This window comes from Blastococcus sp. SYSU D00813, assembly GCF_054050735.1.
On record NZ_JBJGZX010000038.1, the window covers coordinates 22,158 to 43,406 of the forward strand.

Below are 21,249 nucleotides of genomic sequence, written 5' to 3' on the forward strand. Positions count from 1 at the left end.
CCGGGGGCGGTCCCCCCGGGCACGCGGCCGGGGACCGCCCTTGTGGCTGCCGTCACCCCGGACTACGGTGAGCGGAGCAATCGTTTGATCCGGCCGCGCGTGCGCGGCCGCTGCGGGAGGTCGTGCGTTGGGTTCCGAGGGTCAGCCCGTCATCGACGCGAGCGTGCACGTCTTCTTCGCCTCCGACCGCGACCTGCGCGGCTACCTGCACGAGCCGTTCAAGAGCCGCGGCTACCCCGACGTCGACGTCGCGTGGTTCGCGCCGCCGGACGGCGTCCGCTACGCCCCGGGCACCCAGGCCGACTCGGTGGTCGAGCAGCAGGCCTTCGGGCAGCCGGTGACGAGGCTGCCGGGGCACCCCGGTTCCGACCCGGAGCTCGTGGGCCGCCACCTGTTCGAGGAGCGCGGCGTCGACTACGCCGTCCTCCACCCCATGTCGAACGCGGGCATCCTCCCCGACTGGCACCTGGGCACCGCGATCTTCGCCGGATACAACCGCATGCTCGTCGAGCGCTGGCTCGACTCGGGCACGTACGCCGACCGCTTCCGCGGCACCATCCGGGTCAACCCGAACGACGTCGACGGCGCCGTCCGCGAGATCCGGCGGTACGCCGACCACCCGAGGGTCGTGCAGATCGGCCTGCCGATGCAGACCCAGCACCCCTACGGCCGGCCGTACTTCCGGCCGCTGTGGCGTGCGGCGGTCGAGGCGGGCCTGCCGGTCGCGGTCCACATCGAGATGGGCGTCGGAATCACCCACCCGCCGACGCCGTCGGGCATCACCCGCACCTTCTCCCACCTGACCGCGTACCAGCCGATGACCTTCGTCTGGCACCTGCTCAACATGATCGCCGAGGGCGTCTTCGAGGAGTTCCCCGAGCTGCGGATCGTCTGGGCCGACGGCGCGGCGGACATGCTGACGCCGTTCATCTGGCGGATGGACTCCTTCGGCCGGCCCCACCTCGAGCAGACCCCGTGGGCGCCGAAGATCCCCAGCGCCTACCTCGCCGACCACGTGTACTTCGTGCACGGCGCCCTCGACGGCCCCGGCGCCGACGCCGACTTCGCCGACGAGTGGCTGCGCATGACCGGCAAGGAGGACCACCTGCTGTTCGGGTCGAGCTACCCGGACTGGCAGATGCACTCCCCCGAGGACCTGCCGCGGGCCTGGACGCCCGAGCAGCGGGACAAGGTCCTGTGGCGCAACGCCTCCCGGCTCTACGGCCTGTCCGCCCCCGTTCCGACCCCCGTCCCCGCGTCCGCCTGAGGCGCTCCCCCGACCCGTCCGGCACGCGACGAGAGGAACCGGCATGACCATCGAGATGCAGCGCCCGAAGACGCTCAGCAGCGAGACGGCGGAGGTGCGCGTCGTCGACAGCGACATCCACCCCTCGCCCAAGCGCGGCGAGCTGACGCCGTTCCTGCCGGCGCGGTTCCGCAGCCTGTTCGAGAACCGGTCCACCGGCGCCGGCAGCCCGGTCTACTACGACGCGCCGGACTTCGCGCACTCGTTCGCGATGCGCACCGACTCGTTCCCCAGCGACGGCAACTTCGCCGGGTCCGACCCGGACCTGATGTTCCGCCAGGTGATCATGGAGGCCGGCTGCGACCTGCTGATCCTGGGGCCGCTCAACGGCGGCGGGCAGACGGAGGAGGAGCACCACGCCGTCGCCCAGGCCACCAACCTGTGGCAGGACGCGTGCTGGCTGGACAGCGAGCACAACTGGCACCAGCGCTTCCGCGGCTCGATCGTCGCCGCGATGGAGCACCCCGAGGCCGCCGCGCGCGAGATCGAGCACTGGGCCGGCCACCCCTACATGTCCCAGGTCCTGATCGGCGCCGAGCTGCGCCCGGCCTGGGGCGACCCGCGGTACGACCCGGTGTGGGAGGCCGCGACCCGCAACGGCCTGCCGGTGGCCTGCCACCTCGGCCGCGGCCAGCACAACGAGCTGCCGATGTCACCGGTCGGCTTCATGACCTACAACCACGACCTGATGGTCAGCTACTCGATGCTGGCGGCCAACCAGGTCATGAGCCTGGTCTTCGACGGCGTCTTCGACCGCTTCCCGACGCTGCAGATCGTCTTCATCGAGCACGCCTTCAACTGGCTGCTCCCGCTGATGTGGCGGATGGACGCCGTGTACGCCAGGCGTGGCCCGGAGAACGGCCTCAAGCGCAAGCCGTCGGAGTACGTCAAGGACCACATCTGGTGCACGACGCAGCCGCTGGACATGCCGGAGGACAAGCTCGAGTTCACCCGCGCGCTGGAGTGGATGGAGGCCGACAGGCTGCTGCTGTTCTCCTCGGACTACCCGCACTGGACCTTCGACGACCCGCAGTGGGTGGCCAAGCACCTGCCCCTGCACATGCGCGACAAGATCATGTACCAGAACGCGCTGCAGGTGTTCCCGAACCTGCCCGAGACCGTGCCGGCGCTGCCCGGGCAGAAGCGGGCCCTGTAGTGCGGGAGCGCTCGACCGTACGGACCCCGCTCGCGCGGGGACGGGAGCACGTGGTGGCGACCGTCGACGAGATCCCGCCCGGCCAGCACAAGGTCGTGCCCATCGGCCGCTGGGGCGTGGGTGTCTACAACGTCGACGGCCGCTTCTACGCGATCGCCAACTACTGCCCGCACGAGGGCGGCCCGCTGTGCTCGGGGCGCACGCACGGCCTCACCGTCGTCGACCCGGAGGCCCCGGGCGGCGCGGCCGAGTCGCGGGCCGGTGAGTTCATCTACTGCCCGTGGCACCAGTGGGGGTTCGAGCTCGCGACCGGCACCACCGCGGTCAAGCCGGAGTGGAGCATCCGCACCTACCCGGTCCGGGTGCAGGGCTCCGACGTCATCGTCACCGCCTGACCCCGGAGGTCCTGCGCACCATGAGCCTGGCGACAGACGCGCCGGTGACCCCTGCCCTCGGCGCGTACCCGGGCGTCGCGGGCCGGCTGGTCCCCGGCACCGGCGGCCACGAGGACCTCGCCGCCTACCGGGCGGCCGGGGGCTACGCGCCGGTCGAGGACGTCGAGCGCCTGCTCGACGAGGTCGACGGGGCCGGCGTCCGCGGCCGCGGCGGCGCCGCCTTCCCGATCGCCACCAAGATCCGCACCGTCCGCGGGGGACGCGGCGTGCCGGTCGCGGTCGCCAACGGCGAGGAGGGGGAGCCGGCCTCGGTCAAGGACCGCTGGCTGCTGCGCACCCGGCCGCACCTGGTCCTCGACGGCCTGCGGCTGGCCGCGCTGATGGCCGGCGCCGACGAGGCGCACGTGTACGTCTCCGACGCCGACGCCGCCGAGACCGTGGCGCAGGCGCTGGACGAGCTGCGCGGCACCGGCCTGTGGGACGTCGCGGTCGCGATCACCGTCGTGGAGCCGACCTACGTCGCCGGTGAGGAGACCGCCGCCGTCCAGGCCATCGGCGGCGGGCCGGCGCTCCCCACGGACAAGCCCCCGCGGCCCTTCGAGGAGGGCGTCAAGGGCCGGCCGACGCTGGTCAGCAACGTCGAGACGCTCGCGAACCTGCCGCTGGTGCAGCGGCTGGGCTCGACCGGCTACCGGTCGCTGGGCACCGTCGCCTCGCCGGGCACCTTCCTGCTCACCCTGTCCGGCTGCGCCGCGACCGGGCTGTACGAGGTGCCCTTCGGCGTGACGCTGACCGAGGTCCTGCGCTGGCTGGGCGAGGACCCGGCCGCGGTCGAGGGCGTCCTCATGGGCGGCTACTTCTCCGGCGTGCTCGGCCGGCACGTGCTCGACGTGCCGCTGGAGTACGACGCGCTCAAGGCCCTGCACAGCGGCCTCGGGTGCGGGGCGGTCGGCCTGCTGACCGCCGGCACCTGCCCGGTGGAGGTCTCCGCCGCGGTGATGGCGTACTTCTCCCGCGAGAACGCCGGCCAGTGCGGCTCGTGCTTCAACGGGATACCGGCGATGAGCGCCGTCCTCGAGGCGCTGCGCGACCACCGGGCCGAGGCGCCCGACGTGGCCCGCCTGACCGACTGGTCGGTGCGCCTGCGCGGCCGGGGGGCGTGCGGCACGCTCGACGGGGCGACCAACGTCGCCGCCGCCGTCCTCCGCGAGTTCCCCGAGGCCGTCCGCGCCCACCTCGACGACACCTGCCCCACCTGCGCCCCGGCGGAGGGGCAGCCGCTGGCCCGGGCGCCGTTCGCCGTCGCCGTGCCGGCGTCCGCCTGAGCCGCCGCCCGCCGAGGAGGACCGCCGTGAAGATCAAGCTCGACCGGACCAAGTGCGACGGCTTCGGCTTCTGCGCCCGCTACGCGCCCGACGTCTTCGACCTCGACGAGTGGGGCTACGTCTCGCTCATCGGCGCCGGCACCGTGGCGCCGGACCGGGAGGACGACGTGCGCCGGGCGCTGCTGGACTGCCCCGTGCACGCGATCACCGAGCTGCACCCCTGAGGCGGAGGAGTTCGGTCGGCGTAACGCCTGCCGAACTCCCCCGGTCACCGCGCGGCCACGTCCGCGGCCGACGCTGCGCGGTGTGACGGGAGTCCTGACCGGTGCCGCCGCTGCCGTCCCTGCCGTGGCCGGGCTGCGCGTCGCCCTCGTCGCCGAGACCTTCCGGCCGGCGGTGAACGGGGTCGTCACGTCGGTGGTCCGGGTCGCCGACCACCTCGCCGTCCGCGGGCACCTCCCGGTGGTCGTGGCGCCCAGCGGGGAGTCCTACACCAGCGAGTGCAGCGCGCCGGTCGAGGTCGTCGGCGTGCCCGCGATGCGGCTGCCGGGCTACCGCGGGCTGGCGGTCGCCCGGCCGGGGCTGGACCTGACCGCCACGCTGCGCCGGCTGCGGCCCGACGTCGTGCACCTCGCCTCGCCCGCCCTGCTCGGGGCCGCCGCGGGACGGGCCGCCCGGGGGCTCGGGATCCCCGTGGTCGCCGTCTTCCAGACCGACCTCGCCGCCTTCGCACGCCGCTACCGGCTGCCCGGCGGCCCGGCGCTCGCCGACCGGCTCGTGCGGCGCGTGCACGGGACCGCCGACCTGACCCTCGTGCCCTCCTCGGCCACGGCGGCCGTGCTGCGCAGCCGCGGTCTGCCCGACCTCGCCCTGTGGGCGCGCGGCGTCGACGGTCGCCAGTTCGACCCGCGCCGCCGCGACCCCGCCCTGCACGCCCGGCTGGCCCCGGACGGCGAGCTGGTCGTCGGGGTGGTCGCGCGGCTGGCGGTGGAGAAGCGGCTGCACCTGCTGGCCGCGGTCGACCGGCTCCCCGGGGTGCGGCTGGTGGTGGCCGGGGACGGTCCGTGCCGGCGGCGGCTGGAGCGGGCGCTGCCCCGCGCGGTCTTCACCGGGCAGCGCACCGGCGACGACCTCGGCCGGCTGGTGGCGTCGTTCGACCTGTTCGTGCACCCCGGCCGGGACGAGACGTTCTGCCAGGCGGTGCAGGAGGCGCTGGCCGCGGGCGTCCCCGCGGTCGTGGCCGCCGCCGGCGGGCCGCTGGACCTCGTCCGGCACGGGCGCAACGGCTGGCTGTGGAGCGGGGACGACCCACGGGTGCTGGCGGCCATGGTGGCGGGTCTGCGCGACGACCGGCTGGCGCTGCGCGCGGCGGCGGCCCGGGCCCGCCGGTCGGTGGTGCACCGGACCTGGGCGCGGGTGGGCGACGAGCTGATCGGGCACTACGCCGCGGTCCTCGGCGGCGGGGCGGGCGTCGCGGCCGCCGCCTGATCAGGCCCCGTCCGGAGGCTCGTCCCGAGCCGGCGAGGGACGGGGTCCTCCTTCAGGGCAGGCGCAGCACCCGGGCCTCCCAGGCGCGCAGCTCCGGTCCGGGGTCGGGCAGGTTGCCCAGGACCAGCGCGGCGCCGGCCGCCTCGGGCAGCAACGCGGCCAGCTCGTACGGCGTGGCCGAGAGGTTGCAGACGACCAGCAGCGTCTCGCCGTCGAGGGACCGGGTGAACGCGTAGACGTCGTCGGAGTCGGGCAGCAGCATCCGGAAGTCCCCGACGGCCACGACGTCGGAGGAGTGCCGCAGCGCGATCAGGCGCCGGTGGTGGGCGAACACCGAGTCGGGGTCGGCGCGCTGGGCGGCGGCGTTCCACTCGACGTGGTCGGGGTTGACGTCGATCCACGGGGTGCCGGTGGTGAAGCCCGCGTTCGGCGTGGCGTCCCACTGCACCGGCGTGCGTGCATTGTCCCGGCTCATCAGGCGCAGCCCGGCCAGCACCTCGGCGGCGTCGGCCCCGGCGGAGACCGCGTGCACGTGGTGGTTGAGCGACTCGACGTCCCGGAACTGCTCGAGCGCGGTGAACGGGAAGTTCGCCATCCCGAGCTCCTCGCCCTGGTAGACGTACGGCGTCCCGCGGTGCAGGTGCAGCAGCGTGGCCAGGCACGTCGCCGAGTCGCGCCGGTACCGCGGCGAGTCGTCGCCGAACCGCGAGACCGCCCGCGGCTGGTCGTGGTTGTCCCAGTAGAGCGAATTCCACCCGACCTCGGCCAGCCCGGCCTGCCAGCGGCCGAAGGAGGCCTTGAGGTCGCGCATCCGCAGCGGGTGCACGTCCCACTTCGACGTCCCGTGGTCCAGGCCGACGTGCTCGAACTGGAACACCATGTCCACCTCGGCGCGGGCCGGGTCGGTGAACAGCCGCGCCTGCTCCACGGTCACCCCCGGCATCTCGCCGACGGTGAGGAAGGCGCCCTCCCGCCCGGCGAACACCTCGCGGTGCATCTCCTGCAGGAACTCGTGGATGCGGGGCCCGCCGAGGTAGGACGCCGACCCGTCGCCCCACGCCGAGCCCGGCAGCGGCGGCCCGTCGCGCAGCGACCCGTCGGGGGCGACGTCCTTGCTGATCATGTTGATGACGTCCATCCGGAAGCCGTCGACCCCCCGGTCGAGCCACCACCGCATCATCTCGTACACCGCCTGCCGGACCTGCGGGTTCTCCCAGTTCAGGTCGGGCTGGCGGCGGTCGAACAGGTGCAGGTAGTACTCGCCGCTGGCCTCGTCGAGCTCCCAGACCGGGCCGGAGAAGAACGACTGCCAGTTGGTCGGCTCGGCGCCCGGCGCGCCCGCGGTCATGCCCTGCCGGGGCGGCCGCCACCAGTACCAGTCCCGCTTCGGGTTCGTGGTGGACGAGCGGGACTCGAGGAACCACGGGTGGGCGTCGCTGGTGTGGTTGACCACCAGGTCCATGAGCAGCCGGATCCCGCGCTGGTGCAGCGCGGCGACCAGCCGGTCGAACGTCGCCAGGTCGCCGAACAGCGGGTCGATGTCGGTGTAGTCGCTGATGTCGTAGCCGTTGTCGGCCTGCGGCGAGGGGTACACCGGGGAGAGCCACAGGACGTCGACGCCGAGGTCGGCCAGGTGGTCCAGCCGCTGGAGGACGCCGCCGAGGTCGCCGATGCCGTCGCCGTCGGAGTCCATGAACGAGCGCGGGTAGACCTGGTAGACGACGGCGCGGGTCCACCACGGACGGTCCTCGGCGGGCATGCCCCAGCCCAGCACGGCCCGGCGCGCGCCGCATCCGCGTCCGCCCCCGGAGAACTCGCGCGACTCCCGTCGCACCCCTGGGTGACGATGGGGCGCACCGCCGTCCGGATCGAGGAGGTCGCACGATGGCCGGCCTCCCCCGGGCCCTGACGCCGCTCGCCTCGGGCCGGTACCGGCTGCTGGCCACCTCGCTCGCGCTCTCGCTGTTCGGCCAGGGCATGTGGGCGATCGCCCTCGTCTGGCAGGTGGTGGAGCTCGGTGCCGGCCCGGCCGTGCTCGGCCTGGTCGCCGGGGCCAGCGCGGCAGGCATGCTGGCCAGCACGCTGCTCGGCGGCGCCCTCGCCGACCGCGTGCCCCAGCGGCGGATCCTGCTGGGCGTCGAGCTGCTGCAGGCCGTCAGCACCGGCGCGGTCGCGGTGCTCTCCCTGACCGGGCTGCTGGCCACGTGGCAGCTGGGCCTGGTCTCGCTGCTCACCGGCGCGGGGATGGGCCTGTACTACCCGGCGTACTCCGCGCTCGTGCCGGCGCTGGTGCCCGCCGACCAGCTGCTGGCGGCCAACGGCCTGGAGGGCGTGGTCCGCCCGCTGCTGGCCCAGGCCGCCGGCCCGGCCGCCGCCGGCGCCGTGGTCGCCGCCTCCTCGCCGGGTGTGGCCCTGACGGCCACCTCGGTCGCGGCGGTGCTGGCCGGGGTCGCCGTGTGGCTGCTGCCGGAGACGCCCGTCCGCCGGGACATGGGGGAGGACGGGCCGGGGACCGGCCTGCTGGCCGACGTCCGCGAGGGCTTCGTCTACATGGTCCGGACGCCGTGGCTGCTGGCCACGCTGCTGTTCGCCGCGGCCATGCTGCTGGTCTTCATCGGGCCGTTCGAGGTGCTGGTGCCCTACGTGGTGGCCGAGGCCGGCGGTGGCCCCGCGCAGCACGCGTGGGTGCTGGCCGCCTTCGGCATCGGCGGCGCCGCCGGCTCGCTGGTCGTCGCGTCGCTGCGGCTGCCCCGCCGCTACCTGACGGTGATGAACGTCCTGTGGGGGCTCGGCTGCGTCCCGATGGTCGTGTTCGGGGCCTCCCCGGCGCTGTGGGTGATGATCGCGGCCGGAGCGCTCATGGGCGCGACGTTCCAGGCGGGCATGGTCATCTGGGGCACCCTGCTGCAGCGCCGGGTGCCGCCGGCGCTGCTGGGCCGGGTGTCCAGCCTCGACTTCTTCACCTCGCTGAGCTTCATGCCGCTGTCGATGGCGCTGGCCGGCACGGTGAGCGAGGCGATCGGGACGACCACCACGTTCCTGGTCGCCGGTCTGGCGCCGCCGGTGATGGCGGTCGTCGCCGTCGTCGCGGCCCGCTTGCCGGCCGACGAGCTGGCCCACCCGCTGGACGCCGGTCCGGCCGCGCCGCTGCCCGAGCCGGTGCCCTCGGTCCCCGCCGCTGCGCCGGCCCCGGCCGCCGCTGATTGGATGGACCGCGGTGCCGGGACCTCCCCGGTGCAGGAGGGAGAACCGTGGCGGAACTGACCCGACCGGACGTCGACCCGCCCACCGGCCCGGCCCCGGCCGACCTGGTGGTCGAGGACATCGTCGTCGGCGACGGGCCCGAGGCGACCCCCGGCAGCCTGGTGAGCGCGCACTACGTGGGCGTCACCCACGACGCCGGCGAGACCTTCGACGCCTCGTGGGACCGGGGCGACCCGCTGGAGTTCCGGCTGGGCGTCGGCATGGTCATCCAGGGCTGGGACGAGGGCATCGCCGGCATGCGCGTCGGCGGCCGCCGGCGGCTGACCATCCCGGCGCACAAGGCCTACGGCGACCGCGGCGCGGGCGGGGTCATCAAGCCCGGCGCGACGCTGGTCTTCGTCGTCGACCTCGTCGGCGTCCGCTGACGCACCGCCGGGGGACGGCGTCGGCCGTCCCCCGGCGCGCCCGGGGGCCGCGCATGGGGCGCGGCGTCGCCGGGCACAGCCCGCGCCATGACCGAACCGGCGCCGGGCGCCGAGCACGCCCTGGTCCGCGAGGCGCAGGGGGAGCACCAGGGCGGCGAGTCGACCGGCACGGTCGTCGTGGCCGGCCTGGCCAACCTCGGCATCGCGATCGCCAAGCTCGTCGGCGGTGTCATCAGCCACTCCTCGGCGATGCTGTCGGAGGCGGCGCACTCGCTGGCCGACACGATCACCGAGGTGCTGCTGTTCGTCGCGCTCAAGCGCGGGGACCGCGCCCCCGACGAGCGCCACCCCGTCGGCTACGGGCGGGAGACCTACTTCTGGGCGCTGCTGGCCTGCCTGGCCACCTTCACCCTCGGCGCGGGGTTCTCCTTCTACCAGGGCGTGGAGACGATCCTGGAGGGCGAGGAGCAGGGCGACCCGCTGATCGCCTACGTCGTCCTCGCCGTCTCCTTCGTGCTCGAGGGCGCCTCCTGGCTCAAGGCCGTCCGGCAGGTCCGCGGCGGCGCCCGCCGCGAGCGGACGACGCCGCGCCGCTACCTGGCCGAGACCACCGACACCACGGTCAAGGCGGTCACCTTCGAGGACAGCGCCGCGCTCGTCGGGCTGGTGCTGGCCGCGCTCGGGCTGTTCCTCGAGCAGGTCACCGGCGACCCGGTGTGGGACGGGATCGCGGCGGTCCTCATCGGCTTCCTGCTGCTGCTCGTGGCCACCGTGCTCGCCCGGGCCAACGTCTCGTTGCTGATCGGGCAGTCGGTGCCGGAGCGGCTGCGCGAGGAGCTGCGGGCCGAGATCGAGGCGCTGCCGCAGGTGAGCGCCGTCCCGGTGCTGCTGACCTCCGTCATCGGACCGGGTCAGCTCATCGTCTCGGCGAAGGTCGACTTCGCCGACACCGCCACGGTGGCCGACGTCGAGCGGGCCTCGGACGAGGCCGAGCGGCGGCTGGTGGCCCGGCACGGCGGCGTCCGCTACGTCTTCCTCGACCCCACGCCCGGCGACGGCCGCGCCCGGGCGCAGGCGCACGGGCCGGAATGACGGCGGGCCGGCCGCGGTTGGCCGGTCCGTGCGCGTAGAGGTGTGGAGCGACGTCGTCTGTCCCTGGTGCTACATCGGCAAGCGGCGGCTGGAGGCCGCGCTGGAGCGGTTCCCGCACCGCGACGAGGTCGAGGTCGTGTGGCGGTCGTTCGAGCTGGACCCGACGGTCCCCGAGGGCGAGACGCACCCGACGCTGCCCGCGCTGGCCGCCAAGTACGGCCGCGGCGAGGACGAGATGCGCGCGATGATGCGGCACGTCGAGGAGACCGCGGCCGGCGAGGGCCTGCGCTACGACCTGGCCGCCGGCGTCAGCGGCAACACGCTGCTCGCCCACGAGCTGCTGCACCTGGCCGCCGAGCGCGGCCTGCAGGGGGAGCTCAAGGAGCGGCTGCTGCACGCCCACTTCGAGCAGGCGCGCTCGGTCTTCGACGTCGACTCGCTGGCCGCCCTGGCGGCCGAGGCCGGGCTCGACGAGGCGGAGGTCCGGGAGGCGCTCGCCGACCACCGGTACCGCGCGGCCGTGCGGGAGGACGTCGCCACGGCGCGGGCGCTGGGCGCCACCGGCGTGCCGTTCTTCGTCGTCGACCGGCGGTACGGCGCGTCCGGCGCCCAACCGGCCGAGCTGCTCCTGCAGGTGCTCGAGCGGGCGTGGGCCGACGCCCACCCGCTGACCACCGTCCCCGCGGCCGAGGGCTGCGCGGGCGACAGCTGCGCGGTCTGAGGCGCCCGCACGACGAGGCCCCGCTCCGGGTCGGAGCGGGGCCTCACGTCGTCACTGGGTGGCCGGCCCGCCCTGGTCCGTGCCGGACAGCTGCCGCAGGAACTCGTGGCACCGCTTCGCGCGCGCCGAGTCCTGCTCCATGACCTCGCGGAAGAAGCCCGCGATGTCGTCCAGGCCCGCGTTCTCCGCGTCCCGCACGTACTGGCCGTAGTCGTGCCCGGCCTTGAGCGAGTGGTACTGGACCGAGATCAGGTCGTAGGTGACGTCCTCGAAGCCGGTCTCGCCGGTCGCCATGACAACCCTCCGTTCTGCCGCCGGTGTGGTGCAGGACACGGTTCCCGCGGTCGCTGCGGCGAAACGAAACGATCCGTCACCGGCTAGGACACGCCGCCCGCGGTCTCGCCGCCGCCGGTGAGCGGGCCGCCGACGAGGTCCTCGCCGAGCGGGTCCTCGCCCGCGGAGTCGCCGGACGCCGTCCCCATGGGGGCGACGTCGTCGGTGGCGGCCCCGCCGGTGACGTCGCCGCCGCCGGCGTCGTCGGCCTCGGTCTGCCCGGCCGTCAGCTCGTCCTCGCCGCTCGCGGACGGGTCGTCGGCGGCCGAGGCGAGGTCGTCGCCCTGGCCGTGGGCGCCGGGGTCGGCCTGCAGGGTGCGCGGGTCGTTGAGCGGGTCGGGCACGTCGGGGTCGGTGACGGTCATGGCGGTCTGCCTTCCCGCGACCGCCGCCCGGCAACCGCCTGGCCGACGTGTCAGCGATGTGTTACACATTGGACGTGCAGGCGCTCGCGGCACTCGCCGACCCGACCCGGCGCGAGATCGTCGCGCTGCTGGCCGGGGGCGAGGTGGCCGCCGGTGACCTCGCCCGCCGGTTCCCGGTGAGCCGGCCGGCGGTCAGCCGCCACCTGCGCGTCCTGCGCGAGGCCGGCCTGGTCCGCGCCCGCGTCGAGGGACGGCGGCACCTGTACGCGCTGGACCCGGCGCCGCTGCGCGAGATCGACGACTGGCTGGAGCCCTACCGCGACCTGTGGGCCCGGCGGCTCGACGCGCTCGACACCGAGATCGCCCGCGGCCGGCGGGCGGCGACCCGGGAGGAGACCCGATGACCGCGAGCCCCGAGGACCGGCGTGGCGAGGTCCGCACGGACCCCGACGGCCGGCGCCGCCTCGTCTTCCGCCGCTCGTGGCCCGACCCCGCCGCCGCGGTGTGGGGTGCGCTCACCGAGCCCGAGCGCTCGGTCCGGTGGATCGGCCGGTACGACGGTCCCCACGGGCCCGGCGCCGAGGGCACCTTCACCATGACCGCCGAGGAGGGCGCGCCGGTCACCCGGGTCCGGCTCGTCGAGTGCGAGCCGCCCCGCCGGCTGGTGGTGCAGTTCCTCGACGAGATGGGCTGGCGGCTCGAGGTCGACCTCGCCGAGGACGCCGGGGGGACGACGCTCACCTTCCAGCAGGTGCTCGAGGGCGACATCGGCGCCGCGGACGTGGCGAGCGGCTGGCACTGGTACCTCGACCGGCTCGACGCCGTCCTCACCGGCAGCGAGCCGCCCGCGGACTGGGACGCCTTCCTCGCGGCGGTCGGCCCGGGGTACGCGGCCGCGGGCTGACCGGCGTGGCCCCCGTCGTCCGGCGGCCGGGGCGCACGCGGTGGGTTAGCGTGGCGGGGGTCCTCCTCCTCCCCTGACCACGACGGGGTCCTTGCTCTGTGTCTCCCTACCTGCACGTCATGCGCACGCCGCACGCCGTGCCGATGGTCCTGGCCGCGTTCATCGGCCGGCTGCCGTTGTCGATGGTGGGTCTCGGCTGCGTCCTGCTGATCGCCGACGAGACGGGTTCCTACGCCTTCGGTGGCGCCGTCGCCGCCGTCGGCGCGGTCACCACGGCCGCGGTCGGGCCGCTGCTCGGCCGGCTCGCGGACACCTTCGGCCAGCGGCGGACGCTGCTGCCGGTGACGGCCGTCTTCGCCGCCTCCGGCGCGCTGTTCCTCGCCGCCGTCAAGGACGACTGGCCCACCTGGACCGTGTTCCTCTTCGCCGGCCTCGCCGGCGCGTGCATCCCGCCGGTCGCGTCGATGATCCGGGTCCGCTGGACGCACCTGCTGCGGGGCACCAAGCGCCTGCCGGCCGCGCTGGCCATGGAGTCGGTCGTCGACGAGTTCGTGTTCATCGTCGGCCCGGTGCTGGTGACGTTCCTGTCGACCACCGGCCACGCGACGTCGGGCGTGGTCACCGCCTTCGTCCTCGCCGTCGTCGGCAGTCTGCTGTTCGCGGCGCAGGGCCGCACCGAGCCGCCCCCGCACGGGCACGTGAGCCGCAACGGGCCCTCGGCCATCCGCACGCCCGGCATCCGGGTGCTCTTCGTGGTCGGCGCCGCGGTCGGCGCCATCCTGGGCACGCTGGAGATCGCGCTGGTGGCGTTCGCCGACGAGGTCGACGCGATGTCGCTGTCCGGGGTCCTCATCGCGGGGCTGGCCGTCGGCTCGATGGCCAGCGGCATCGGCTGGGGCACGGTGCACTGGGAGCTCCCGCTGCGCAAGCGGCTGACGATCGTGCTCGCGGCCCTCACCGTGCTGCTCGTCCCGCTGCTGCTCGTCGAGGACGTGTGGCTGATGCTCCCGTTCGTGGTCGTCGCCGGCGTCGCCGTCTCGCCGTCGCTGATCAGCTCCTTCACCCTCGCCGAGCTGCTGGTGCCGCCGTCGGCGACCACCGAGGCCTTCACCTGGATCGGCACCGCGCTCGGCCTGGGTGTGGCGGTCGGCTCGTCGCTCGCCGGCCTGATCGTCGACTCGTACGGTGCCAACGCCTCGTTCCTCGTCGCCGTCGTGGCGGCCGCGGTGGCGGCGCTGGTGGTCTTCGCCTACCGACGGCTGCTCGTGGTCCCCGTCCAGAACGCCGAGGCGGAGAAGGTGATGGCCGGGTGACCGCCCCCGACCGCCCCGCGGGGGCCAAGACGGTCGACGAGCTGCTGGCCGAGGCCCGGGGCCGGCTGCGGCGGGTCGACCCGCGGGAGGCCGCCGCCCGCGCGGAGGCCGGCGCGGTGCTCGTCGACACCCGGCCCGCCTCCCAGCGCGACCGCGACGGGGCCGTCCCCGGCGCGCTGGTCGTCGAGCGCAACCACCTCGAGTGGCGCTTCGACCCGGCCAGCGACGCCAAGCTGCCCGAGGCCACCGGCTACGACGTCGAGGTCGTCGTCTTCTGCGACGAGGGGTACTCCTCCAGCCTCGCCGCGGACTCCCTCCGGGCCCTGGGCCTGCACCGCGCCACCGACGTCGTCGGCGGCTTCCAGGCGTGGAAGGCGGCCGGGCTGCCGGTCATCAGCGGCGACTGAGCCGGCGATGACCTCCCCCCGCGTCCCGGCGCCGCCGCGGCGCCGCCGGCTGGTGCTGCTCGCGCTCGCGGTGCTCGCGGTCGTCGCCGGGGCGCTCGTCGCCGTGAGCGGCCGGGGGGACGGCGGGGCCGGCGGGGCGGCGCCCACCGAGCCGCCGCCGGCCGCCGGGGACGTCCCGCCCAACGAGGAGCCCGGCCCCCGCCCGGTGGTCGCGGCCGGCGCGGCGCCGCTCGGCAGCCGCCAGGACGCCGTCCCGGCCGGCGCCCTGCACGTGGCCCCCACGGGGGACGACGCGGCCGCGGGCACCGCGGCGGCGCCCCTGCGGACGGTGGCCCGCGCGCTCGAGACCGCCCCGGACGGGGCGACCGTCGTGCTGGCCGCCGGCACCTACCACGAGCGCGTCACCCTCCCCGAGGGCCGCGCGCTGACCCTGCAGGCGGCGCCCGGCGCGGAGGTCTGGTTCGACGGCACCCGGGAGGTCACCGGCTGGGTGGCCGACGGGCCCGTCTGGCGGCTGGAGGGCTGGACGGCGGAGTTCGACAGCAGCCCCACCTACACCGAGGGCGCGCCGGACGGCACGGAGGAGGGCTTCACCTTCGTGGACCCGGCCCACCCCCTGGCCGCCCACCCCGACATGCTCTTCGTCGACGGCGTCGCCCAGCGGCAGGTCGCCGGCCGGGCGGAGGTCGTGCCGGGCACCTTCGCCGTCGACGAGGCGCGCGACCGGTTGTGGCTGGGCACCGACCCCACCGGGCGGGCGGTGCGGGCCAGCGACCTCGACGTCGCGCTCACGGTGCTCGGCGCCGGCAGCACCGTGCGCGGCCTGGGGTTCCGCGGCTACGCGACCTCGGTGCCGCAGAAGGGGACCGTGCGGGTCACCGCCCGGGGGGTCACGGTCGAGGACGTCGTCGTCTCGGACAACGCCACGCAGGGCCTGTTCGTGGGCGGCCGCGGCCAGGGCGAGGACGTCGTCGTCCGGGACGTCACCGTCGAGCGCAACGGGCTGATCGGGCTCGAGTCCTCCTACGCCGACGGCCTGCTGGTCGACGGGCTGCGGGCGGTCGGCAACAACACCGAGCGGTTCAACGCCGCGCCGGTCTCCGGCGGCGCCAAGCTCGGCCGGGCCCGCGGGCTGACCGTGCGCGACAGCGTGTTCGCCGACAACCTGGGCACCGGGCTGTGGTTCGACGAGTCGGTGTTCGACGCGACCGTCACCGGCAACGACGTCCTGCGGAACACGGCCAACGGCCTGGCCTTCGAGATCTCCAGCCGCGCCGTCCTCGCCGACAACCTGGTCGTGGGCAACGGCCGCACCGGCATCAAGGTCAACAACGCGGCCGGGGTGGAGGTGTGGGGCAACACCGTGGCCGGCAACGGCGAGCGGCCGCTGTGGGTCGTGCAGGACGAGCGGCTGGCCAGCGACCTCGACGTGCCGGGGCACGACCCGCGGCAGGAGCTGCCCGACCCGACCGTCACGTGGGTGCTGGGCCAGGTCACCGTCGGCGGCAACGTGGTCGGCGGCGCGCAGGGCAGCGGCTGCCTGGTCTGCGTGGAGGACCGCGGGCTCCTGCGGACCGCCGGCGAGATCGGCCTGACCCTCACCGGGAACGCCTACCTGGTGGCCGGGCCGGGCGACCCGGCCGCCGTGGTGACCTGGCCGGAGGGTGCGGCCGCCCCGGTGCCGTACCCGACGGTGGCGGCGTTCCGGGCGGCCACCGGGCAGGAGGCCGGCGGCGCGGAGTTCCCGCTGTCGGCCCTGGCCGGCACGGGACCCGGCCCGGAGCTGCTGGCGGCGCAGGAGGCGGTCGCGGGCCTGCCCGCGCCGGTCGCCGACGCCCTGGGCCTGCCGGCCGGCACCCGGCGGCTGGGCGCGCGGCCGTGACCCGGTCCCGTCCGGCCGCCGGCGGGGGCCGCCGGCTCGGCGTCGCCCCCGAGCGGCTGGGCCGGTGGCTGGACGGCGTGGCCGAGCGGCACGGCGCCTTCACCGACGTGCGTGCCGACGGCGACGCGCTGGCGGTGACCTGCGCCGACGGGACGGCGGTCGTGCTGCGGGCGCCGTTCGGCTGGACGCCGCAGCCGCCCCTGCTGGCCTCGTTCGGTGCCGCGGCCCGACGTCCGGTGCGCGCGGCCGTGCTGCTGGTGCGCCGCGGGCGCTGGGCGGTGGGCGTCTTCGACGGCGCCGCGCTCGTGGTGTCGAAGGTCGACAGCCGGCTGGTGCAGGGGCGGACGGCGGCCGGCGGCTGGTCGCAGCAGCGCTTCGCCCGGCGCCGGGACAACCAGACCGCCGCCGTGGTGGGCGCGGCCGCCGACACCGCGGCCCGCGTGCTGCTGCCGCATGCCGCCGGCCTGACCGCGCTCGTGCCCGGCGGCGACCGCGGGCTGGTCGACGACGTGCTGGCCGACCCCCGGCTGCGCCCGCTCGCCGACCTCCCCCGGACCGCCCCGGTCGAGGTCGGCGAGCCGACGAAGCAGGTGCTGCTCGACACCCCGGAGCAGTTCCGCGCCGTGGAGGTCCTCATCCGGGAACCCGGGGAGGGGTGACGGCCGGGCCTCGCGCTACGGCTGGATCACGAGGCGGACGGGGTTGCCCTCCTTGCGCTCGAGCTGCTCGACGCCGCGGGCGGCCTCGGCCAGCGGCAGGGTGCCCGAGATCGACCGCGAGAGGTCCAGCCGGCCGTGCCGCACGAGCCGCACGAGCTGCTCGACGTGCTGGGGCTCGGAGCCGTAGTGGCCGAGGACGCGCTGGCCGAAGTAGCTGAACTGCGTGCCGTTGCGGATGGTGAGCGGCTGGTCGGTGAGGCCGACCAGCACCAGGCCGCCGTCCCGCTCCAGGCAGCGCACCGCCTGCTCGCGCACCGCGGCGACGCCGGCGAAGTCGAACGCGTACGCCAGCCCGGCGCCGCCGGTGAGCTCGCGGACCCGCGCGGCGACGTCCTCGGACGGGTCCAGCGCCAGGTCGGCGCCGAAGTCCAGGGCGCGCTCGCGGGCGGCCTCCACCGGGTCGACGGCGACGATCGGCGCCGCGCCGGCCAGGCGGAGCAGCTGCACCGCGTGCGCGCCGAGCCCGCCGATGCCCCAGACCCCCACCGGCTCGCCGGCGCGGACGCCGGCCGTGCGGACGATCGAGGCCCAGGGCGTGGACACGGCGTCGGGGACGATGCAGGCCTGCTCGAAGGGCATGTCGTCGGGGATCGGCACCAGGGTGGGCACGGTGGCCAGCGCGTACTCGGCCCAGCCGCCGTCGTAGTCGACGCCGCGGGTGTGGATCCAGCCGCCGATCTCCTCCCCGGCCTGCAGGGTGACCCGCTGCCCGACGGTCGCGCCGGTGACGCCCTCGCCGAGCTCGGCCACCTCGCCGGCGACCTCGTGGCCGAGGGTGACCTCCTCCCCGGCGAGGAACAGCGGGGAGAGCTGGCCCTCGATGAGGTGGACGTCGGAGAGGCAGATGCCCGCGGCGCGGACCCGGACCAGCACCTGGCCGGGCCCCGGGGAGGGGCGGGGCACCTCGCGCACCGTGAACTCCCTCGTGCGCACGTTCAACCGGCCGGCGAGCATCGTGTCGGACATGCCCTCTCCCTCCCCGGAGCGGCGGCCGGGCACACGTCGGAAGTCGATCGACGGGGCGCCCGGGCGCGCGTAACGTCCATCGACCGTGTCTGTCCCGCCTGCTGAGACGACCACCGCCCCCGACCCCGCCCCCGACCCCGCCCCCGACCCCGTCCTGACCGCCGAGCGCGCGCACCTCGCGCACGCCGCCGACTGCCTCACCGGGATGCGCGCCGCGGCCACCGCCGTGACCGACGCCGGCGTCGACGCCTGGGCCTCCGAGCGGCTGGGCGCCGCCCGCGCCGAGCGGCTGGCCGCGCTGGCCGACGACCCCGGCGTCCCGCCCTTCTTCGGCCGCACCGACGGCGGCGGCGACGGGGGCGGCGAGACCTTCCACATCGGCCGCCGGCACGTCCGCGACGACGCCGGGCACCCGGTGGTCATCGACTGGCGGGCGCCGATGAGCCGGCCGTTCTACCGGGCCACCGCCGCCGACCCCCAGGGCCTGGTCCGCCGCCGCCGGTTCGGCTTCGACGGCGGCGAGCTGACCGGCTACGAGGACGAGCTGCTCGGTGCCGGCCAGGAGGGGGACGGCGCGCTGCTGCGGGCCGAGATCGAGCGCCCCCGCACCGGCCCGATGCGCGACATCGTCGCCACGATCCAGCCGGAGCAGGACGAGATCGTCCGGGCGCCGCTGGCCGAGTCGGTCTGCGTCCAGGGCGCCCCGGGCACCGGCAAGACCGCCGTCGGCCTGCACCGCGCCGCCTACCTGCTGTACACGCACGGCGGGCAGCTGGCCCGCACCGGCGTGCTGGTCGTGGGCCCCAACCGGGCGTTCCTGCGCTACATCGAGCAGGTGCTGCCCACCCTCGGCGAGGTCGACGTCGAGCAGACGACCGTGGCCGACCTGACCGCCCGGGTCCCGGTCCGCGCCACCGACGCGCCGGAGGTCGCCGCCCTCAAGGGCGACGAGCGGATGGCGGCCGTGCTGCACCGGGCGCTGTGGGGCGCCGTCGCCAAGCCGGCCGACGACGTGCAGGTGCCGCTCGCGGGCCGCCGCTACCGGGTGCCGGTGGAGCGGCTGAAGCGCTACGTCGACGACCTGCGGCGGCGCGGCCGCGGGGACGACGACCAGCAGGTGCTGCACTACACCGCCGGCCGCGAGCGGCTGGCGATGAGCCTCGCCGAGGACGCCCGCCGGCAGAAGGAGGCCGCCGGCGGCAGCCCCAGCGACGCCGAGACCCGCCGGGCTGCCCGGAGCCCCGAGGTCCGTGCCTTCTGCGACGCGGTCTGGCCGGCCCGGGACGCCGCCGCGCTGGTGTGCGACCTCCTGTCGGACGCCGCCGTGCTGGCCCGCGCCGCCCGGGGCGTGCTCGACGAGGAGGAGCAGGCCGCGCTGGTCCGGCCGGCTCCCCGGTCGTTGCGGACGGCGCCGTGGACGGCGGCCGACGCGGTGCTGGTCGACGAGGTGGCCGGCCTGCTCGAGCGCACCGGCGGCTACGGGCACGTGGTGGTCGACGAGGCGCAGGACCTCTCGGCGATGCAGTGCCGCGCGATCGCCCGCCGGCTGGCCGCGGGCTCGCTCACCGTGCTCGGCGACCTCGCGCAGGCCACCAGTCCCTGGTCGGCGAGGGAGTGGGGGCCGACGCTGCGCGGTCTGGGCCGGCCGGGCACCGCCGTCCGCCCGCTGGTCCGGGGGTACCGGGTGCCGGGCGAGGTGCTCGACTACGCCAACCGGCTGCTGCCGGTCATCGCCCCCGGGCTGCCGGCCGCCACCGCCGTCCGCCGCGAGCCGGGGTCGCTGACGGTGCGGCCGGTGACCGACCTCGCCGGCCCCCTGGCCGAGGTGGTCGGCGACCTGGCCGCCGTGCCGGGCTCCATCGGGGTCGTGTGCGCCGACGCGGAGGTGGCCGGCGTCGTCGCCGGCCTGCGGGACGCCGGGCTGCCCGCCGAGCCCCTGGCCGACGACGGCGCCGCGGCCGGCCGGCTGGCGGTCGTCCCGGCGGGGCTGGCCAAGGGGCTGGAGTTCGACGCGGTCGTCGTCGTCGACCCCGCGGCGATCGCGGCCGCCGAGCCCCGCGGCCTGCAGCGCCTCTACGTCGTCCTCACCCGGGCGGTCAGCCGGCTCGTGGTCCTGCACCGCGGCGACCTGCCGGCGCCGCTGGCCGGCTGAGCGGTCGCCGAGCGTCGCGGTCCGGTCGCTGGCCGTCGACCGGACCGGCCGGCCGGCGTCGTCACGCGCGTCCCGGGCGTCCCGTCGCGGCGCGGGTGGTTGTGGCCGCCCGCCGTCTCTGTTTCCGTGGGCGGCCGACAGGAGGGAGGACGCACCCCGGAGGGAGGACCATGGACCGGCGCGCGCGGCTCGGCACGCTGCTGAAGCTCGTCGCCGCCATCGTGGCCACCGGGGCCCTGGTCGCCGGGCTGCTGTTCCCCTGGGTCGGCGGGCCCGCCCTGATCGCCTCGCAGTCGACCGGGCTGCTCGGGGACATCCCGCTCGAGCTCACCGACCGGACGCCGCCGGGCAACACCGTCCTGCTCGCCGCGAACGGCGAGCCGATCACGTACTTCTACGAGGAGAACCGCCAGCCCGTCACGCCGGACCAGATCGCCGAGGTCATGCAGGAGGCGATCGTCGCGATCGAGGACTCCCGCTTCTACGAGCACCGCGGCCTCGACGTCCAGGGCACGCTGCGCGCGCTGGTCCGCAACATCACCGCCGGCGAGGTCGCCGAGGGCGGGTCGACGCTCACCCAGCAGCTGGTGAAGCAGACCCTGCTGCAGACCGCCGACACCCCCGAGGAGCGCGTGGCGGCCACGGAGCAGACCGTCGGCCGGAAGCTGCGCGAGGCGCGGCTGGCCCTGGCGCTGGAGGACGAGTACTCCAAGGAGGAGATCCTCACCCGCTACCTCAACATCGTGTACTTCGGGCAGAACGCCTACGGCGTGCAGCCGGCCGCCCGGGCGTTCTTCGGCGTCGACGCCTCCGCGCTGACCCTGACCCAGGCCGCGCTGCTGGCCGGCCTCGTGCAGAGCCCGACCAACGACGACCCGTTCACCCACCCCGAGCGCGCCACCGAGCGGCGCAACGAGGTGCTCTCGCGGATGGCCGAGCAGGGGTACGTCTCGGAGGAGGAGGCGGCGCAGGCGCAGGCCGCGCCGCTCGGGCTGGGGGGGGGGGGGGGGGGGCGGGGGGGGGGGGGGGGGGGGGGGGGTGGGGGGGGGGGGTGTGTGGTTGTTTTTTTGGCGCCACAAAACAACAAGTTCGTGTG

At 75.8% G+C, this 21,249-nt stretch carries 22 protein-coding genes; 18 read left to right on the plus strand and 4 right to left on the minus strand.

Annotated elements, in window-relative coordinates; translation table 11 throughout:
* Window positions 1–127 precede the first annotated feature (127 nt).
* The 6 genes from ACI8AX_RS19750 to ACI8AX_RS19775 all read left to right on the plus strand — a co-directional run bounded on the left by ACI8AX_RS19750 (window position 128) and on the right by ACI8AX_RS19775 (window position 5,670).
* Window positions 128–1,267, plus strand: a complete 1,140-nt coding sequence (locus ACI8AX_RS19750; protein ID WP_456551562.1) for an amidohydrolase family protein — start codon at window positions 128–130, stop codon at window positions 1,265–1,267.
* 43 nt (window positions 1,268–1,310) lie between these two features.
* Entirely contained in the window at window positions 1,311–2,462 is a 1,152-nt protein-coding gene (locus ACI8AX_RS19755; protein WP_456551563.1) for an amidohydrolase family protein, read from the plus strand.
* Between the two features lie 53 nt (window positions 2,463–2,515).
* Window positions 2,516–2,857 (plus strand): Rieske (2Fe-2S) protein, encoded by a 342-nt coding sequence (locus tag ACI8AX_RS19760; protein WP_456551564.1) that lies wholly within the window; start codon window positions 2,516–2,518, stop codon window positions 2,855–2,857.
* 20 nt (window positions 2,858–2,877) lie between these two features.
* Entirely contained in the window at window positions 2,878–4,182 is a 1,305-nt protein-coding gene (locus ACI8AX_RS19765) for an NADH-ubiquinone oxidoreductase-F iron-sulfur binding region domain-containing protein (protein ID WP_456551565.1), read from the plus strand.
* Between the two features lie 26 nt (window positions 4,183–4,208).
* Window positions 4,209–4,406 (plus strand): ferredoxin, encoded by a 198-nt coding sequence (locus ACI8AX_RS19770; protein WP_456551566.1) that lies wholly within the window; start codon window positions 4,209–4,211, stop codon window positions 4,404–4,406.
* Between the two features lie 82 nt (window positions 4,407–4,488).
* On the plus strand, window positions 4,489–5,670 hold the full coding sequence (locus ACI8AX_RS19775) for a glycosyltransferase (RefSeq protein ID WP_456551567.1): 1,182 nt from the start codon (window positions 4,489–4,491) through the stop codon (window positions 5,668–5,670).
* A gap of 52 nt (window positions 5,671–5,722) precedes the next feature.
* On the opposite strand, the gene ACI8AX_RS19780 is transcribed toward ACI8AX_RS19775, so the two are convergent.
* Complete coding sequence (locus tag ACI8AX_RS19780) at window positions 5,723–7,429, minus strand: glycoside hydrolase family 13 protein (RefSeq protein ID WP_456551568.1); 1,707 nt, start codon at window positions 7,427–7,429, stop codon at window positions 5,723–5,725.
* 125 nt (window positions 7,430–7,554) lie between these two features.
* On the opposite strand from ACI8AX_RS19780, the gene ACI8AX_RS19785 reads away from it, so the two are divergent.
* From ACI8AX_RS19785 to ACI8AX_RS19800, 4 genes are all read left to right on the plus strand, one after another.
* Window positions 7,555–8,934, plus strand: coding sequence for an MFS transporter (locus ACI8AX_RS19785; RefSeq protein WP_456551569.1), 1,380 nt, complete (start codon window positions 7,555–7,557; stop codon window positions 8,932–8,934).
* Window positions 8,922–9,299 carry an FKBP-type peptidyl-prolyl cis-trans isomerase gene (locus ACI8AX_RS19790; protein ID WP_456551570.1) on the plus strand — a complete coding sequence of 126 codons (378 nt, stop codon included), beginning with the start codon at window positions 8,922–8,924 and terminating at the stop codon, window positions 9,297–9,299. The genes ACI8AX_RS19785 and ACI8AX_RS19790 overlap by 13 nt, the downstream gene beginning before the upstream one ends.
* An 87-nt stretch (window positions 9,300–9,386) precedes the next feature.
* Entirely contained in the window at window positions 9,387–10,391 is a 1,005-nt protein-coding gene (locus tag ACI8AX_RS19795) for a cation diffusion facilitator family transporter (RefSeq protein ID WP_456551571.1), read from the plus strand.
* 28 nt (window positions 10,392–10,419) lie between these two features.
* Window positions 10,420–11,112, plus strand: a complete 693-nt coding sequence (locus ACI8AX_RS19800) for a DsbA family oxidoreductase (protein WP_456551572.1) — start codon at window positions 10,420–10,422, stop codon at window positions 11,110–11,112.
* 51 nt (window positions 11,113–11,163) lie between these two features.
* Here ACI8AX_RS19800 and ACI8AX_RS19805 read toward each other — a convergent pair whose 3' ends face one another.
* Together ACI8AX_RS19805 and ACI8AX_RS19810 are read right to left on the minus strand one after the other, a co-directional pair.
* Complete coding sequence (locus ACI8AX_RS19805) at window positions 11,164–11,406, minus strand: acyl carrier protein (RefSeq protein ID WP_456551573.1); 243 nt, start codon at window positions 11,404–11,406, stop codon at window positions 11,164–11,166.
* 83 nt (window positions 11,407–11,489) lie between these two features.
* Window positions 11,490–11,810, minus strand: a complete 321-nt coding sequence (locus tag ACI8AX_RS19810) for a hypothetical protein (RefSeq protein ID WP_456551574.1) — start codon at window positions 11,808–11,810, stop codon at window positions 11,490–11,492.
* A 56-nt stretch (window positions 11,811–11,866) separates the two neighbouring features.
* On the opposite strand from ACI8AX_RS19810, the gene ACI8AX_RS19815 reads away from it, so the two are divergent.
* The 6 genes from ACI8AX_RS19815 (at window position 11,867) to ACI8AX_RS19840 (ending at window position 16,975) form a co-directional block, all read left to right on the plus strand.
* Entirely contained in the window at window positions 11,867–12,214 is a 348-nt protein-coding gene (locus ACI8AX_RS19815; protein ID WP_456551575.1) for an ArsR/SmtB family transcription factor, read from the plus strand.
* Entirely contained in the window at window positions 12,211–12,714 is a 504-nt protein-coding gene (locus ACI8AX_RS19820) for an SRPBCC domain-containing protein (protein WP_456551576.1), read from the plus strand. Before ACI8AX_RS19815 ends, ACI8AX_RS19820 begins: the two co-directional genes overlap by 4 nt.
* Window positions 12,715–12,833: 119 nt before the next feature.
* The gene (locus ACI8AX_RS19825) at window positions 12,834–14,027 is read left to right on the plus strand and encodes an MFS transporter (protein ID WP_456551577.1); all 1,194 of its coding nucleotides are present in this window, start codon (window positions 12,834–12,836) and stop codon (window positions 14,025–14,027) included.
* On the plus strand, window positions 14,024–14,434 hold the full coding sequence (locus ACI8AX_RS19830; RefSeq protein WP_456551578.1) for a rhodanese-like domain-containing protein: 411 nt from the start codon (window positions 14,024–14,026) through the stop codon (window positions 14,432–14,434). The genes ACI8AX_RS19825 and ACI8AX_RS19830 overlap by 4 nt, the downstream gene beginning before the upstream one ends.
* Before the next feature lie 7 nt (window positions 14,435–14,441).
* Window positions 14,442–16,316: a right-handed parallel beta-helix repeat-containing protein gene (locus tag ACI8AX_RS19835; RefSeq protein ID WP_456551579.1), complete on the plus strand. Its 1,875-nt coding sequence runs from the start codon at window positions 14,442–14,444 to the stop codon at window positions 16,314–16,316.
* On the plus strand, window positions 16,313–16,975 hold the full coding sequence (locus tag ACI8AX_RS19840; RefSeq protein WP_456551580.1) for an acVLRF1 family peptidyl-tRNA hydrolase: 663 nt from the start codon (window positions 16,313–16,315) through the stop codon (window positions 16,973–16,975). The genes ACI8AX_RS19835 and ACI8AX_RS19840 overlap by 4 nt, the downstream gene beginning before the upstream one ends.
* Window positions 16,976–16,990: 15 nt before the next feature.
* Here ACI8AX_RS19840 and ACI8AX_RS19845 read toward each other — a convergent pair whose 3' ends face one another.
* Window positions 16,991–18,001: a zinc-binding dehydrogenase gene (locus tag ACI8AX_RS19845; RefSeq protein WP_456551581.1), complete on the minus strand. Its 1,011-nt coding sequence runs from the start codon at window positions 17,999–18,001 to the stop codon at window positions 16,991–16,993.
* A gap of 85 nt (window positions 18,002–18,086) precedes the next feature.
* On the opposite strand from ACI8AX_RS19845, the gene ACI8AX_RS19850 reads away from it, so the two are divergent.
* Window positions 18,087–20,153 carry a HelD family protein gene (locus tag ACI8AX_RS19850; RefSeq protein ID WP_456551582.1) on the plus strand — a complete coding sequence of 689 codons (2,067 nt, stop codon included), beginning with the start codon at window positions 18,087–18,089 and terminating at the stop codon, window positions 20,151–20,153.
* A 170-nt stretch (window positions 20,154–20,323) separates the two neighbouring features.
* Window positions 20,324–21,249, plus strand: a 926-nt coding sequence (locus ACI8AX_RS19855) for a transglycosylase domain-containing protein (RefSeq protein ID WP_456551583.1), incomplete at its 3' end; no start/stop codon positions are given.